The organism is Pseudomonas vranovensis DSM 16006, from assembly GCF_000425805.1.
GTDB lineage: Bacteria > Pseudomonadota > Gammaproteobacteria > Pseudomonadales > Pseudomonadaceae > Aquipseudomonas > Aquipseudomonas vranovensis.
Window position 1 is genome coordinate 107784 of record NZ_AUED01000022.1, and the last position, 14446, is coordinate 122229.

Consider the following 14446-nt stretch of genomic DNA (forward strand, 5'->3'; position numbering starts at 1 on the left):
CCAGCCCTCAATCACCGCACTGGACTAGCGCAGCAGCCGTGACTGGCTCTAAAAGCGGCGTGTCGATCCCCTCACCCTGCGAGCACCAGAACCCTCATCTCAAGAGAACCTGAATGATTGAAGTGGAGATCAACGGGGTGGCCCAGTGGTTGCCCGCGGACATCAATCTGGCGCAACTGCTCATCCGCCTGCAGTTGCAGGAGCGGCGCCTGGCCATTGAGTACAACCTCGATGTGGTACCACGCAGCGAGTACGCCGAACTGCGCCTGAAACAGGGCGACCGCGTGGAAATCGTCCACGCCATCGGCGGCGGTTGATTGCGCCTCAACCCGCCATCCCTCTCCCAACTGGAGCCTCTATGACAAGCACTGGCACAGCCCCCGACCCACTGATCATTGCCGGCCAGCCCTACGCCTCACGCTTGCTGGTGGGCACAGGCCACTACGCAGACCTGACCGAGACTGGCGCAGCAATCGAGACCAGCGCGGCGCAGATCGTTACCTTTGCAGTGCGCCGCAGCAACCTTGGCCAGGAGGCCGATCAACCCAATCTACTCGACGTGGTCTCCCCGCAACGCTACACCCTGCTGCCCAATACCGCCGGCTGCTACACGGCCAAGGATGCTGTACGCACCTGTTTGCTGGCACGTGAACTGCTGGACGGCCACAACCTGGTCAAACTGGAAGTGCTCGGCGACAGCCAGACCCTGTACCCCGATATCGGTGAAACCCTGATCGCCGCTCAACAGTTGGTCGACCTGGGCTTCAAGGTGATGGTCTACACCAGCGACGACCCGCTGGTAGCCCGGCGCCTCGAGGAAATTGGCTGCGTAGCGGTAATGCCCCTGGGCGCGCCGATCGGTTCCGGTCTGGGTATTCGTAATCCCTACAACATCCGCTTGATCGTGGAAAACGCCAAGGTCCCGGTGATCGTCGATGCCGGTGTCGGCACCGCCTCGGATGCCGCCATTGCCATGGAGCTGGGCTGCGACGGAGTACTGATGAATACCGCGATTGCCCGCGCGCGCGCGCCAATCCGCATGGCCTCGGCGATGCGCAAGGCGGTCGAAGCCGGCCGCGAAGCTTACCTGGCGGGACGGATGCCGCGCCGGCTCAGTGGGGACGCTTCCTCGCCCTTGAGCGGCCTGTTTCTATAAGTGCTCGAAGGCGCGGCTGAGCGCACTGAAGGCTCAGCCGCGAGAGGAATCCAAGGCCAGTGACAGCGCCAATTGCGCGGCGGCTGCCTGCAATTGCGGAATGTATTCGATCAGCTCGTTGAGACTTTTGCGTGCCGTGGGCGCATGGCAGGCCAATGCTGCCAGGCACTGGCCATCGGCACCTCTGATTGGCACCGCGACCGCCACCATGCCTCTGACAAACTCCTCACTGTCGATCCCTACACCCCGGGCGCGGATACGCTCCAGCTCGGATTCCAGCAAATCGCAATCGGTGATGCTGCGATCGGAGCTCGGCGTAAGCTCAAGCTGCTTGAGTATGTCTCTGCGCCTGTGCGCAGGCATTTCGGCGAGGAACAACTTGCCGCTGGCAGTGCAATGCAACGGCACATGGGTCCCGGGCTCGACATGCAGGCGCAAGGGCTCGTGGGTTTCCACGCGGTCGACGTAAATCACACTGTCGCCATCCAATGCCGTCAGGTTGCAGGTTTCACCCAACTGCCGCACCAGTGCCTGCAAAACGAGCCGACTGCGTTGCAGCACCACTTGGTTACGCAACAGCGCCAGCCCCAGGCGGCTGGCGCGCGGACCGAGCAGGTAGGTCTTGTCGTCCACTTCGCGTAGCAGAAAACCCAGTCGCTCCAACGCGACCAGCATACGCAGCAGCGTGGCCTTGGGCGCTGCAAGCCGGTCGCACAACTGTGCAAGCGACAACGGCGCATCCGCGTTGGCCAGCACTTCCAGTAACAGCAAGGCGCGCAGGCTGCGATCGGGGTTCTCGCCGCTGACCGGCTCGGGCTGGTCCTCTGCAAATTTCGGTTTGATATGTTCCATTATCAAGCACCCGATGAAATGTCATGGCGAATTAATTCATTAATTATTAATGAATTAAGCCGACGTTGCGTGCAAAAAAGCCAGTGGACTTATCAACGCGTTAAATCTGGCCCCATATAAATGGAATGTATTGTTCTAGTTTGCAAGTGCAATTCGGGTTCACAACTATAAAAAGAAGAGGATTTCGGATGTCACGTGCCTATGACTTCGTCATTGTCGGTGCCGGCTCAGCCGGCTGTGTTCTAGCCAATAGACTCAGCGAGAATGGACGATACAGCGTTTGCCTGCTCGAGGCGGGGCCTGCGGATCGCTATCCGTGGATCCACATCCCGATAGGCTATGCCAAGACCATGTTCCACCCGGTGTACAACTGGGGCTTCTACACCGATCCTGATCCCGGCATGAACGACCGGCGCATCTACTGGCCGCGCGGCAAGGTGTTCGGCGGCTGCAGTTCAATCAACGGGCTCATTTTCATTCGTGGCCAGCGCGCCGACTACGATGCCTGGGCCAGCGCCGGCAATGTGGGTTGGGGCTGGGACGATGTATTGCCGTACTTCCGTCGTGCCGAGTGCAACGACCTTGGCCCGGGTCCCACACGCGGCACAGACGGGCCCTTGTCGGCATCCAGCATCAAGGCGCGCCATCCCCTCACCGAAGGCTTTATCGGCGCGGCCAAAGAACTCGGCGTGCCCCATGTCGAGGATTTCAACAGCGGTGACCAGGAGGGCGTCGGTTACTACCAACTGACCACCCGCAAGGGTTTGCGCTGCAGCACCGCGGTGGCTTATCTGCACCCCGCCAAGCGGCGTGCAAACCTGACCATAGCGTCGCTTGCCCACGCCGAGAAGATACTCTTTGACGGCACCCGTGCAGTTGGCGTTCAGTACCGTCAGAACGGCCAGTCGCTGAGCGTCAAGGCTAGACGCGAAGTGATCCTCAGTGCCGGTGCGCTGCAATCACCGCAGCTCTTGCAACTCTCCGGTGTCGGTCCTTCGCAACTGTTGAAAAAATTCAATATCGCCGCAGTGCATGCGCTGCCGGGCGTGGGTGAAAACCTGCAGGACCATCTGCAGATTCGCTTGATCTACGAGTGCACAAGGCCGATCACCACCAACGATGACCTGCGTTCACCCTTGCGTAAACTGCGCATGGGCCTGCAGTGGTTATTGACCCGCAGCGGGCCACTGGCCATCGGTATCAACCAGGGCGGATTGTTCACACGGGTGCTGGAGCAAAGCGCCACCCCCGACATCCAGTACCACTTCGGTACGCTCAGTGCCGACTCTGCCGGCGGCAGTGTGCACCCCTTCTCCGGCTTCACCATGTCGGTTTGCCAATTGCGCCCCGAAAGCCGTGGCTATGTACGCATTACCTCCACCGATCCTATGCAACCCCCGTCGATGCAGCCCAATTACCTGTCGACCGAACTGGATCGCAAAACGGTAATCGCCGCCGTGCGCTACACCCGCAAGCTGGCCGAGACCGGGCCGCTCAAGCAGCTGATTTGCCGTGAGTTCCGCCCCGGCAGCGAAACCCAGAGCGATGAGCAGATTCTCGAGTTCTGCCGTCAGTACGGGGCGACCATCTTTCATCCCTCCGGGACCTGCAAGATGGGTAACGATCCGCTCGCAGTGGTGGATTCACGCCTGCGTGTTCATGGCGTGCAGGGGCTGCGAGTGGTCGACTGCTCGATCATGCCGACCCTGGTCTCGGGCAACACCAACGTGCCGGTGGTAATGATCGCCGAAAAGGCCTCGACAATGATTCTTGAAGATTGTCAGCGGCCCAGCGTTCGCACGCCGCATTGCGTCGCGCCAGCGATGCCGGAACTGAGCACCTACGCATCCTGATGGAACATTCAAGGCAGCGCGCAAATGCGCTCACCTTCCTTATAAATACAACAATAGGAACAATGACATGTCCACGGCCAGCCCTGTGCGCAAGGTGGTTATTGCCAGTGTTATAGGCGCTACCATCGAATGGTACGACTTCTTCCTTTACGGCGTCGTCGCCGGCGTTGTGTTCAACCAGTTGTACTTTCCAAGCGATGACCCCCTGGTATCGACCATGTTGGCCTACGGCACCTTCGCTGTCGGCTTTCTCAGCCGCCCGATCGGCGGAGTGATTTTCGGTCACTTCGGCGACAAGATCGGGCGAAAAAGCATGCTGATCATGACCATGATGATCATGGGCGTGGCCACCTTCCTCATTGGTCTGGTACCCAGTTACAACACTATCGGCATCTGGGCGCCGATCCTGCTGCTACTGCTGCGCGTCGTACAGGGCATCGGCCTGGGAGGCGAATGGGGAGGCGCGGTGCTGATGGCCTTCGAGTACGCGCCAAAACACAAGCGCGGCTTCTACGCCAGCTTGCCACAGATTGGCCTGGCCATCGGTTTGTGCCTGGCCTCCGGGGTGGTAGGGCTGCTGTCCTATGTCCTGAGCGACACTCAGTTTCTCGATTGGGGCTGGCGTATCGCATTTCTGCTCAGCGCCTTGCTGGTGTTCGTCGGCACCTGGATCCGTCTGAATGTGATGGAAAGCCCCGAATTCGCCAAAGTCAAAACAGCCAATGCCGAAGCCGCCATCCCGTTCGTGGACATGATGAAGCGTTACCCGAAAAACGTCCTGGCCGGTATGGGCGCACGTTACATCGATGGCGTATTTTTCAATGTTTTCGGGGTTTTTTCACTCAGCTACCTGACCCAGACGCTCAACCTGCCACGCTCCCAGGCATTGATCGGGGTAATGGTGGCGGCGGTGGTGATGTGCTTCACCATCCCGATGTTCGGCGCCTTGTCCGATCGTATCGGCCGGACTCGCGTGTACTTCTGGGGATCACTGATTACCGCTCTGTCTGCCTTTCCAGCCTTCTGGATGATGTTGGTCAGCAATGGCGACATGTTCATGGTGTGGATTGCGATCGTAGTGCCCTTCGGCATTCTCTATGCGGCGGTCTACGGCCCTGAGGCGGCAATGTTCTGTGAGCTGTTCGACGCCAAAGTGCGCTATACCGGCATCTCGTTCGTCTATCAATTCTCCGGCATCTTCGCCAGCGGCCTGACCCCGATGATCGCCACCGCATTGATGCGCAGCAGCGCTGGGCAGCCATGGACGACCTGTTTGTATGTGCTGATCGCCGGCGCGGTCAGTGCTTACTGCGCCTGGTGGATCGGCGCGCGCAAAGGTGAACAGATGAAGGGCGAATTCAGTCCGGCGCCGACCCCCACCTCCTGAATACACGCTGAGCCGCTACACTCGGCGCATCGCCCGACCCATTGCGGGAAGGGCTTTACACTGACTTATCTGCCGCAGGAGTCATCCATGTCAAAGCTTTATCCCAGCATCGACCCCGAGGGGCTGGTCGAGTACTCGGTGGTCTACACCGACCGCTCGCTCAACCACATGTCGCAGATGTTCCAAGGGGTGATGAACAACATTTCCACTACCTTGAAGCAGGTGTACAACGCCCAGGCTGTTGCCGTGGTTCCCGGCAGCGGCACCTTCGGCATGGAAGCAGTGGCGCGGCAGTTTGCCAGCGGCCAGCAATGCCTGGTGATACGCAACGGCTGGTTCAGTTATCGCTGGAGCCAAATTCTTGAGATGGGAAACATCCCGGCGGCTACCACGGTGCTCAAGGCCCGACCGGTCGAATCCGGCCGCCAGGCCGCCTTCGCCCCGCCACCGCTCGAGGAAGTACTGGCAGCCATCGAGGCGCAGAAACCGCAGATTGTCTTCGCGCCTCACGTCGAGACGTCCTCGGGGATCATCCTGCCCGATGACTACTTGCGCGCCGTCGGTGACGCAGTCCATGCCGTGGGGGGATTGTTCGTGGTGGACTGCATCGCCTCGGGCGCGCTCTGGCTCGATATGCACAAGTGCGCGATCGACCTGCTGATCAGTGCGCCGCAAAAAGGCTGGAGTGCATCACCTTGCTGCGCCTTGGTGATGTTCAGCCCCCTGGCCCTCGAACGCATCGAGCATACCCAGAGCAGCAGCTTTGCCTGCGACCTGAAAAAATGGCTGCAGATCATGCAGGCCTACGAACAGGGCGGGCATGCCTACCACGCAACCATGCCCAGCGATGCCCTGGCGCATTTCAACGAAGTGATGAAAGAAACCCAAGCCTACGGCTTCGACAAGGTCCGCGACGAACAGCAGGCACTGGGTGACCGAGTTCGCGCCTTGTTGACCAGCAAGGGTATCAAGAGTGTCGCTGCAGACGGCTTCCAGGCCCCCGGCGTGGTGGTCAGCTATACCGACGATGCCGAGATAAAAAGCGGCAAGAAGTTTGCCTCGCACAACCTGCAGGTTGCTGCCGGCGTGCCGCTGCAATGCGACGAACCTGTCGACTTCCAGACCTTTCGCATTGGGTTGTTCGGGCTCGAAAAGCTGCACAACATCGAGCGCACGGTCAGCACGCTTGAACAGGCGTTGAACGAGATCATCGACAACTGACCCCTCACGTTCGCTGAGGCTCGCAGAAGCTAGCAACTTCTGACGAGCCCAGGCTTTGCTACCCCTTCAAGCAGGCGTCGGCTATTGGCTTTCAGGCACTGGCCTGATCACTCGACGGCTGCATCAAGTTGGCCATCCTGCGACCAAACAGCTGGGCCAACGCCTCGGGATCTCCAGCGGCTTCGTCCAGTGCCTCGACCACCGCCTGCAGGGTTGGCCGGGTCCGGGCCAGCAATTCGTCGATGTAATACGCCGGGGTGACCTGGGTGTGCACCTGATAACGGCGAAACAGTTCAAGAAGTTGCGGATCCAGGGTGATCGTCAGGGTATCGGCGGACATCAGGTAGACCTCTCGAAGTTGTTTGGCGGCAACCGCCAGGCGATTGACTAACGGGACCATCCTTGGCCGCCTTGTTCCTGGACCATAGGGCCAGCCTTCACCTGAACATGGTGCCAGCCACGCCTGGCCGCATTGAGTTGCGCTAACTGGCCCCTCCCCCGCCCCAGAGCCCCTCCTAGAATCAAGACTTCCTTTCCGGCCCTCAAAGGCGATATTCATGACCGACCTGAACTTCGAACCTGCCAGCCGCCTGGTCCCTGTCCGGGAGTTGTTCGGTATCGACTCCAACATGCGCGTACCGACGTTCCTCACGCCGAACGAACATGTGCCGGAGATCGACACGGCCTATCGTTTCAATCCGGAGGTCACCCTGGCGATTCTCGCGGGTTTTACCCGTAATCGCCGGGTAATGCTTCAAGGCCTGCACGGCAGCGGCAAGTCGACGCATATCGAACAGGTCGCGGCAAGGCTCAACTGGCCGTGCACGCGAGTCAACCTGGACGGACACATCAGCCGCCTGGACCTGATCGGCAAAGACGGCATCGTTCTTCGCGACGGCAAGCAAGTCACCGAGTTCCAGGAAGGCATTTTGCCCTGGGCACTGCGCCGGCCCATGGCGCTGATCTTCGACGAATACGACGCTGGCCGCCCGGATGTCATGTTTGTCATTCAGCGCATTCTCGAACGCGACGGAAAGCTCAATCTGCTCGACCAGAATCTGGTGATCCATCCGCACCCCTCGTTCCGCTTGTTCGCCACCGCCAACACCGTTGGCCTGGGCAACTTGAATGGGCTTTACAACGGCACTCAGGTCCTCAATCAGGCGCAGCTGGATCGCTGGAACATCGTCGCCACCCTGAACTACCTGCCGCAGGCCGAAGAAGTGGCCATTGTCGCTGCGCGGGTGCCGCATTTGCTCGCCCGCCATGGCGAAGGTTTGCTGACGCAAATGGTGGCAGTCGCCGACCTGACCCGCCAAGGCTTCGCCAGCGGCGACCTGTCGACCCTGATGTCGCCGCGCTGCGTTATTTCCTGGGCTGAGAACATGGAAATTTTCAGCGACCCTGCGCTGGCCTTCCGCCTGTCGTTCCTCAACAAATGCGATGAAGTAGAGCGGCCACTCGTTGCCGAATACTACCAACGCTGCTTCGACCATGAGTTGGCCGAATCGGCGTTCCCCTTGCTGGCACTGGCCTGACCACAGGAAGACCACCATGACCTCACCGCTACGCCGCGAGAAACGTCAACAACAACTCGAGGAACTTTGCGCGGCGACGCTGCGGGCACTGTCCGGTGAGCGGCGCGTGCGCTATCGCGGCGGCCGGCTGGAAGTACAGGAACAGCACTTTCCAGTCCACGCCCCGCACTTGCGCCCCAACCCGGAACACGATGAAAGCCTCGCCTGGCGCGGCGTGGCAGATAGCCTGGCGCTGCGCCTGAAACACAGTGATCAGGCGCTGGTGCGCCAGGTTCTTCCAGCGCAGCCCATCGCCCGCCTGGTGTTTGAGTTACTTGAGCAACTGCGCGTCGAGTCGTTGGTAGCCGACTGTCATCCCGGTGCACGGCGAAATATGCTGCGGCGCTTCGAGCAGTGGAGCCAGCAGTTTCTCGATGCCGGACACACCGAAGGACACATTGGACTGCTGCTGTTCACCCTGGCGCAAATGAGCTGGATTCTGCTGTGTGGCGGCCGCGCCGGTGAACAAACGGAGATGCTCATTGAAGCGCCTCGCTTGAGCCTGCTCGGCCACTTCGGCGCAGCCTTCGGTCTGATGCGCCGCTGTCGTCATGATCAACCGGCGTTCACTGAGCATGCCTTGCTGATTGCCGCCAAGGCACAGGAGCTGATCGAGCAACTGGACGCCGAACTGCTCGGCGACGACGAGAGCAACGTTTCTGGGGTCGGCGAAAAGGCCCACCTGGCCTTCGCGCTGTTATTGGATGTGGATCAGGATGGCGAGGGAGAGATCAGCAGCAGCGGCGAAACCCACGGCAATCCACGCGGCAGCAACGACACCTTTTCCTATCAGGTATTCAGCCGCGAGCATGATTGCGAGCGCGAGGCCAGCAGCCTGGTGCGCATCGAACTGTTGCGCGAGTTGCGCCAGCGCCTGGACCGACGCCTGGCGGCCCAGGGCCTCAATCTGCCACGCCTGGCCAAGCGCCTGGGCGCCCTGCTGGCTGCGCCACGTCGCGATGGCTGGGCGTTTGCCCAGACCGAAGGGCAGATCGATGCCGGCCGACTCAGTCGCCTGATCATCAGCCCTGAACAACGCGAGATTTTTCGCCACGAGCTGGAGCGCCCGCACAGTGATTGCCTGGTCACCCTGTTGATCGATAATTCCGGTTCCATGCGCAACCATATCGAAAGCATCGCCTTGCTGGCTGACGCCTTTTGTCGAGCATTGGAACTGGCGGGTGCTCGCAGTGAAATCCTTGGCTTCACCACTGGCCAATGGAACGGCGGGCGTCCTTTGAAGCGCTGGCGCGCCCTGGGCCAGCCAGCCAATCCGGGCAGGCTCAACGAGCTTAGTCATGTGGTCTACAAGAATGCCGAAACGTCATGGCGTCGCGCCCGGCCGAGCATTGCCGCGCTGCTCAAGTCTGATCTTTTTCGCGAGGGCATCGATGGTGAAGCGCTACTCTGGGCACGTCAGCGGTTGCTGCAGCGCGACGCTCGGCGACGCATCCTGATCGTCATGTCCGACGGCTGCCCGATGGACAGCGCCACCCACCAAACCAATCAGCAAGACATCCTCGACCTGCACCTCAAACAAGTGACGCGACAAATCGAACAAGAAGGAACTATTGAGTTGCACGCCCTTGGCGTGGGCCTGGACCTGAGCGCTTACTATCGCCGCAGCCTTGAGCTGGATTTGTCGCGTAGCCTGGACAACGCGGTATTCGATGAGGTCCTGCGTCTGCTCAACGGCCGCCCGTAACGTCCCATAACGAAACAGCGCACCACTGCTCTCGTGGGTTCGGTCAAACCGTTCAATGACTGTACGGTTCGGCCGAACACACTCGAGCGGAATGTAACGTCTAGCTGCTCACCGGAACAACTGTCGGCAGGCCTTTGAGCCGCCGCCAGATGCTGCGACTGAGGAATGCCAACAACAGAATCGCCAAACTGACCACGCCCAGTGCCAGCGGCATGCGTTGCTCGGGTATGAACGCCATGCCGGTGACGATACCGAGCATGCCAATGATGGCAACGTAGGTCAGGTAGGGATAACACCACATCCGCACTTTGAGTTTCTCCGGCGCCTCACGCTCCAGCTTGGCCCGCAAGCGCAGCTGGGAGAGGGCGATCAGCACGTAGACGAAGATCGCCACGGTGCCGTAGGAGTTGACCAGAAAGGCGAAGATGGTGTCCGGCGATACGTACGACATGACCACCGATAAATAGCCGAACAGCGTACCGAACAAGATCGCCCGACGCGGTACGCCCTTCGAAGACAGCTTGGCCAAGCCCCGCGGTGCATCACCTCGTTTAGTCAACGCGAAGAGCATGCGCGAAGACGCGTAGATGCCCGAATTGAGGCAAGACAGCACTGCCGTCAGCACGATGGCGTTCATAACGTGTGCGGTCCAACCGAAGCCCATGGCTGCAAGCGCACTGGAGTACGGCGTGAGCATTGCAGGTGAGTTCCAGGGAACCAGCGTGACCACCAGCAGGATCGACCCGACGTAGAAGAACAGCACGCGGGTGATCACCGAATTGGTCGCCCGCGCGACCGAGCGAACCGGATCGGAGGACTCTGCGGCAGCCACGGTGACGATCTCGGCCCCGAAATAAAATCCGGTCGCGGCCACTGCACCCGTCAGCACCGGCCCGATACCGTTGGGCATGAAGCCGCCGTTGCTTAACATCGAACTCAACCCGTGGTGGGTTTCGGTCGGCCACATACCGAGCAGATACAACCCACCCAGCAGTAGAAAGACCAGGATTGCTGCAACCTTGATCGAGGAAAACCAGAACTCGAATTCACCGAAGGACGCGACCGAGCACAAGTTAGTGAATGTCAGAATTATCATCAGCACTAAGCTGATGGCCCAGGCCGGAACATCCGGCAACCAAAACTGAATGAGTGAAGCGCCTGCCACCGCTTCGACGGCGACGACAATCACCCAGAAATACCAATACATCCAACCGGTGAGAAAACCGGCCAATTGGCTTGTCTGTGGACTGTCGGCCCAGGCCATGCGTGCATATTCGTAAAAGGACCCAACCGCCGGTAAAGCACAGGCCATTTCGCCGAGCATGCGCATGATCAGGATGACCAGTACGCCGGTGACCATGAATGAAATCAGAGCTGCAGGCCCTGCCGACTGGATGACCACACCGCTGCCGACAAACAGACCGGCACCAATGACACCACCCAACGCGATCATGGCCATGTGACGTTGCTTGAGCCCGGATTGCAGGCCGCCGTTGGAACTTTCTGATTGGGTTTGTTGAGGTACGGACATGCTGCTCACCCCATCGTTATTATTTTAGGTTGAAAGGCATTTTTTGAAGCAGTCGGTCCTCGACCCCCTCAGGTTGTGGGGGTCGAATTTGGCTGCTCACGCAGTGTCTTCCGGGTGTGCATAACTTTTTAGGGCCAATTACGACGCGCGGCTGGAGCCACGGCGATGCATTCAGAACCAGGCGGAAAATTCGTTGAAACCCTGACAACTCGTTAAGTTAAGAAAGTTTTGACGTCAGCTAGAGGAAGTTCATGGATCGAAAATGCGGGTTTACCTGCAGTGCGTCCCCCTCCTGCACGCATAGGCGTATTGGCGACAGCAGAGTAAACTCCGCTCCACGTTTGTCGGAGCAATTTTTTCTACATCAGGAAACAACGTGCCTAAATCCAACGAGGAAAATGCGTCCCTCGAGTCGTTCTCGCTCGAAAGCCCCTCGCCGCTGTACGCGCGGGTCAAGCAAATCATCATGCAGAAGATTCGCTCCGGCGTATGGCTGCCCAACTCCAAGCTGCCTTCGGAAAGCGAACTGCTGAATGTGCTGGGCGTGAGCCGCATGACCATCAATCGGGCACTGCGCGAGTTGACCATCGAGGGCGCATTGGTACGCATGCAGGGTGTCGGCACTTTCGTCGCTGAACCCAAGGGTCGTGCGGCGCTGTTTGAGATTCACAATATTGCCGATGAAATTGCTGCCCGCGGCCATCAGCATCGCAGCGAAGTGATCGTGCTCGAAGAAATGCCCGAGCGCGCCCGTGCTTCGATGCCCTTCCCGCTTGAAGGGGTCAAGCGCGTGTTCCACTCGGTGCTGGTGCATTACGAAAACGAAGTGCCCGTACAGATAGAAGAACGCTTCGTGAATGCCGAGGTAGCGCCGGCTTATCTAGAGCAGGACTTTACCCAGGTCACCCCTTACGCCTACCTGATCCAATTGGCACCGCTGACTGAAGGCGAACACATGGTCGAATCCATCCACGCCAGGTCCGCCGAATGCAAGTTGCTGCAAATCAAGCGCTACGAGCCGTGCCTGTTGATTCGTCGACGCACCTGGGCGGCGAAGGGCCAGGTTGGCTGTGCACGCCTGGTTTATCCAGGTTCGCGCTATCGCCTGGAAGGCAAGGTCGGCAACTGAAGCAAGGTTCGAGCGCCCCCCGCCTGTCGCTCGATGACCCTCCTCAGGTTGCAAGCGCTCGCGCTGTTACTGGCGCAGCCTGGAATGGCAGAAAAGTGACATTTCGCTTTTCAGTCCACAAAAAATGTTACGAAATCTCCCTCGCCTCTCTAAGACCATGCTGAATTTGCAACAATTTTTTCAGCATCGCTTCGTACACCGCTCACGTTTTAAAAAATCTATCCGTTTGTTTTATAACTAATTTTTACTTTTTAATGTTTTTAGACTCCCGACAAAACCTGATTTTGGCCTCTTGCTTGCACCTACTTGTACATACAGGTTGGTATAAGCTCATATGTACATCATGAGACTTACCAACATTCACCTACCACTGAATGAGGCAATGACCATGACCACCAGTACTCGCAAGCGTGACGTCGAAATCCGCGCAGCCCGCGGCAACAAGCTCACCGCCAAAAGCTGGCTGACTGAAGCCCCGCTGCGCATGCTGATGAACAACCTCGACCCGGAAGTGGCAGAGAACCCCAAGGAGCTGGTGGTTTATGGCGGCATCGGCCGCGCTGCACGCAACTGGGAGTGCTACGACAAGATCGTCGAGAGCCTCACCAACCTGAACGACGACGAAACCCTGCTGGTGCAGTCGGGCAAGCCGGTCGGCGTGTTCAAGACCCACAGCAACGCCCCGCGCGTGCTGATCGCCAACTCCAACCTGGTGCCGCACTGGGCCAACTGGGAACACTTCAACGAACTGGATGCCAAGGGCCTGGCCATGTACGGCCAGATGACCGCCGGCAGCTGGATCTACATCGGCAGCCAGGGCATCGTCCAGGGCACCTACGAAACCTTCGTCGAAGCCGGTCGCCAGCACTACAACGGCAGCCTCAAGGGCAAGTGGGTACTGACCGCAGGCCTGGGCGGCATGGGCGGTGCCCAGCCACTGGCCGCGACCCTGGCCGGTGCCTGCTCGCTGAACATCGAATGCCAGCAGAGCCGCATCGACTTCCGCCTGAGCAGCCGCTATGTCGACGAGCAAGCCAAGGACCTGGACGACGCCCTGGCCCGTATCGCCAAGTACACCGCCGAAGGCAAGGCCATCTCCATCGCCCTGCTGGGCAACGCCGCCGAAATCCTGCCGGAACTGGTCAAGCGTGGCGTGCGTCCCGACATGGTCACCGACCAGACCAGCGCCCACGACCCACTGAACGGCTACCTGCCAGCCGGCTGGACCTGGGAACAGTACCGCGACCGCGCCCAGACCGACCCGGCTGCCGTGGTCAAGGCTGCCAAGCAATCGATGGCCGTACACGTCCAGGCCATGCTCGATTTCCAGAAGCAGGGCATCCCGACCTTCGACTATGGCAACAACATTCGCCAGATGGCCAAGGAAGAAGGCGTCAGCAATGCCTTTGACTTCCCGGGTTTCGTACCGGCCTACATCCGTCCGCTGTTCTGCCGCGGTATCGGTCCGTTCCGCTGGGCGGCACTGTCGGGCAACGCTGAAGACATCTACAAGACCGACGCCAAGGTCAAGGAACTGATCGCCGACGACGCCCACCTGCACAACTGGCTGGACATGGCGCGCGAGCGCATCAGCTTCCAGGGACTGCCGGCACGTATCTGCTGGGTTGGCCTGGGCCTGCGCGCCAAACTGGGCCTGGCCTTCAACGAAATGGTCCGCAGCGGCGAGCTGTCGGCGCCGATCGTCATCGGCCGCGACCACCTGGACTCGGGCTCGGTGTCCAGCCCCAACCGCGAGACCGAGTCGATGCAGGATGGCTCCGACGCCGTCTCCGACTGGCCACTGCTCAACGCCCTGCTCAATACCGCCAGCGGCGCGACCTGGGTTTCGCTGCACCACGGTGGCGGCGTCGGCATGGGCTTCTCCCAGCACTCGGGCATGGTGATCGTCTGCGACGGTACCGATGAAGCGGCCGAGCGTATCGCTCGCGTACTGCACAACGACCCGGCCACCGGCGTCATGCGTCACGCCGATGCCGGCTACCAGATCGCCATCGACTGCGCCAAGGAACAAGGC

Annotated in this window: 12 protein-coding genes; 9 read left to right on the top strand and 3 right to left on the bottom strand. The window is 59.8% G+C overall.

What is annotated here, in order from left to right; all coding sequences use genetic code 11:
* The first annotated feature begins 116 nt into the window (after window positions 1-116).
* Window positions 117-317 (top strand): sulfur carrier protein ThiS, encoded by a 201-nt coding sequence (gene thiS / locus H621_RS0117100; RefSeq protein ID WP_028944574.1) that lies wholly within the window; start codon window positions 117-119, stop codon window positions 315-317.
* Between the two features lie 41 nt (window positions 318-358).
* Window positions 359-1156 carry a thiazole synthase gene (locus H621_RS0117105; protein WP_028944575.1) on the top strand — a complete coding sequence of 266 codons (798 nt, stop codon included), beginning with the start codon at window positions 359-361 and terminating at the stop codon, window positions 1154-1156.
* Window positions 1157-1189: 33 nt separating this feature from the next.
* On the opposite strand, the gene H621_RS0117110 is transcribed toward H621_RS0117105, so the two are convergent.
* The gene (locus tag H621_RS0117110) at window positions 1190-2008 is read right to left on the bottom strand and encodes an IclR family transcriptional regulator (RefSeq protein ID WP_028944576.1); all 819 of its coding nucleotides are present in this window, start codon (window positions 2006-2008) and stop codon (window positions 1190-1192) included.
* A 188-nt stretch (window positions 2009-2196) separates the two neighbouring features.
* Here H621_RS0117110 and H621_RS0117115 point away from each other — a divergent pair, with 188 nt between their 5' ends.
* The 3 genes from H621_RS0117115 (at window position 2197) to H621_RS0117125 (ending at window position 6469) form a co-directional block, all read left to right on the top strand.
* Window positions 2197-3861: a GMC family oxidoreductase gene (locus H621_RS0117115; RefSeq protein ID WP_028944577.1), complete on the top strand. Its 1665-nt coding sequence runs from the start codon at window positions 2197-2199 to the stop codon at window positions 3859-3861.
* 67 nt (window positions 3862-3928) lie between these two features.
* Window positions 3929-5248: an MFS transporter gene (locus H621_RS0117120; RefSeq protein ID WP_028944578.1), complete on the top strand. Its 1320-nt coding sequence runs from the start codon at window positions 3929-3931 to the stop codon at window positions 5246-5248.
* Between the two features lie 87 nt (window positions 5249-5335).
* Entirely contained in the window at window positions 5336-6469 is a 1134-nt protein-coding gene (locus H621_RS0117125) for a pyridoxal-phosphate-dependent aminotransferase family protein (RefSeq protein WP_028944579.1), read from the top strand.
* A gap of 91 nt (window positions 6470-6560) precedes the next feature.
* Here the strand turns inward: H621_RS0117125 and H621_RS0117130 are convergent, their stop codons facing one another.
* Window positions 6561-6869 carry a hypothetical protein gene (locus tag H621_RS0117130; protein WP_245219087.1) on the bottom strand — a complete coding sequence of 103 codons (309 nt, stop codon included), beginning with the start codon at window positions 6867-6869 and terminating at the stop codon, window positions 6561-6563.
* 157 nt (window positions 6870-7026) lie between these two features.
* Between H621_RS0117130 and H621_RS0117135 the strand changes: the two genes are divergently transcribed.
* Complete coding sequence (locus tag H621_RS0117135; protein ID WP_028944581.1) at window positions 7027-8007, top strand: AAA family ATPase; 981 nt, start codon at window positions 7027-7029, stop codon at window positions 8005-8007.
* A 16-nt stretch (window positions 8008-8023) separates the two neighbouring features.
* Window positions 8024-9751, top strand: coding sequence for a cobaltochelatase CobT-related protein (locus tag H621_RS0117140; RefSeq protein ID WP_028944582.1), 1728 nt, complete (start codon window positions 8024-8026; stop codon window positions 9749-9751).
* Between the two features lie 100 nt (window positions 9752-9851).
* On the opposite strand, the gene H621_RS0117145 is transcribed toward H621_RS0117140, so the two are convergent.
* A complete protein-coding gene (locus tag H621_RS0117145; protein ID WP_051270571.1) occupies window positions 9852-11282 on the bottom strand; it encodes an amino acid permease in 1431 nt (476 codons plus the stop codon).
* A 376-nt stretch (window positions 11283-11658) separates the two neighbouring features.
* Here H621_RS0117145 and hutC point away from each other — a divergent pair, with 376 nt between their 5' ends.
* Together hutC and hutU are read left to right on the top strand one after the other, a co-directional pair.
* Window positions 11659-12411 carry a histidine utilization transcriptional repressor HutC gene (hutC, locus tag H621_RS0117150; RefSeq protein ID WP_028944584.1) on the top strand — a complete coding sequence of 251 codons (753 nt, stop codon included), beginning with the start codon at window positions 11659-11661 and terminating at the stop codon, window positions 12409-12411.
* A 388-nt stretch (window positions 12412-12799) separates the two neighbouring features.
* Window positions 12800-14446, top strand: a 1647-nt coding sequence (gene hutU, locus H621_RS0117155; RefSeq protein ID WP_028944585.1) for a urocanate hydratase, incomplete at its 3' end; no start/stop codon positions are given.